This window comes from Pseudonocardia pini (genome assembly GCF_013870575.1).
Classification (GTDB): Bacteria; Actinomycetota; Actinomycetes; order Mycobacteriales; family Pseudonocardiaceae; genus Pseudonocardia; species Pseudonocardia pini.
The window spans coordinates 1-1,468 of record NZ_JACBXB010001058.1; the positions used below are offsets into that span (position 1 = coordinate 1).

Sequence of the window (1,468 nt, forward strand, 5' to 3'; positions counted from 1 at the left end):
GATCACGGCCCGCATCGCGGAGAGCTTGTGCTCCACGCCGGCCTGGTCGTTGGTGCGGGCGTCCACCTCGAACCCGAGCAGCAACCCGCCGTCGCGGGTCGGCAGGACGGTCAGCCCCCAGTCCTCGGGCGGACCGCCCGCGATGTTGCGCAACGTGCCCGTCGCGCCCGCGAAGTCGATGGCGACGTCGAAGGCCTTCAGGTTGATGCCGCTGCCGTGCAGCAGCGCCCCGGCGCCGGGCACGGCGAGGTCCTGGGGGATGTTCTCGCCGCGGTAGCGCTGGTGCGCCCGCATGCCCCGCATCGCCTCGGCGACCCGCGTGACGAGCGCGGGCAGGGTGTCCTCGGGGTGCACGGCCGTGCGCAGCGGCAGCACGTTGACCGCCATGGCCGGGGTGCGCAGCGCCACCGAGCCGAGCCGCGCCATCAGCGGCAGCGCGAACACCACGTCCCGGCCGCCCTGCAGGCGGTGCAGGAAGGCCGCGTAGCAGGCGATGAGCGCCTCGCCCCAGGTGGCGCCCGCCTCGGCGGCCACCTCCCGCAGCGCCGCGACGTCCTCCGGCGGTACGACCGCGCGGGCGTGCAGTGTCCGGTCCGGCGGGCCGGACGCGGTGGTGCCCTGGTCCCGCAGCTCGGGCACGGGGGTGAGCCGCTCGACCCAGTAGTCGCGGTCGGCCGCGAGGTCCGGGCTCGCGAGGTACTCGCGGTCGGCGGCGAGCAGGTCGGTGAAGCGTCCGAACCGGCTCGGGGGGACCGGGCTCCCGGACACCAGGGCGTCGTAGACCGCCGCCGTCCGCCGGGCCAGCATGAACGCGCTGTACCCGTCCACGACGAGGTGGTGCTGGAGCTGCACCCACCAGACCTCGTGGTCGCTGATCCGCAGGACGGTGTACGCGTACAGCGCCCGGTCGGTCATCTCGCGCAGCGCCTCCGACGCACGGAACCGCTCGGCCCCGACGAGGGCGGTCGCGACCGCGTGCGGGTTGCGCTCGGCCCGCAGGTCGACCACGCGGGGCGGCGTCACCGGGCCGGGGTCCACGATCTGGCGCGGGCCCTCGGGAGCGTCGCTCACTCGCAGCCGCAGGCTGTCCGCCTCTCCGGTCGCGACGACGATCGCCTCGACGAGCCGGTCGACGTCGACCGGTCGCTCACCGGTGATCTCCAGGACGTCGCCGACGACGTAGTGCCGCAGGTCGGGGTCGAGCCGCTGGGCGTTCCAGATGCCGAGCTGCGCCGACGTGAGCTCGAACGGCTGTCCGGTTCCCTCGAGGCGTCCAGGCATTTGGTGAGGGTAACCTAATGGAAATGTCGCCTGGCATGTGACGACCATCCCAGAGTGATCGCCTCATCACGGCCGGTTCAGAGTGGAAAGGTGTCCGCTCCATGGGTCCACCGCCCGCCGAGCATCGTGGCGGCGACCGGCAGGGTGCGGAGCTCCGCGGGCGTGCACGCGGCCGGATCGGCGTCCA

At 73.7% G+C, this 1,468-nt stretch carries 1 protein-coding gene; it reads right to left on the minus strand.

Translation table 11 applies throughout. From position 1 onward, the window contains the following. Window positions 1–1,281 (minus strand): condensation domain-containing protein (locus H5J29_RS32460; protein WP_246394562.1); only part of this gene is annotated, 1,281 nt, incomplete at its 3' end. Window positions 1,282–1,468 lie beyond the last annotated feature (187 nt).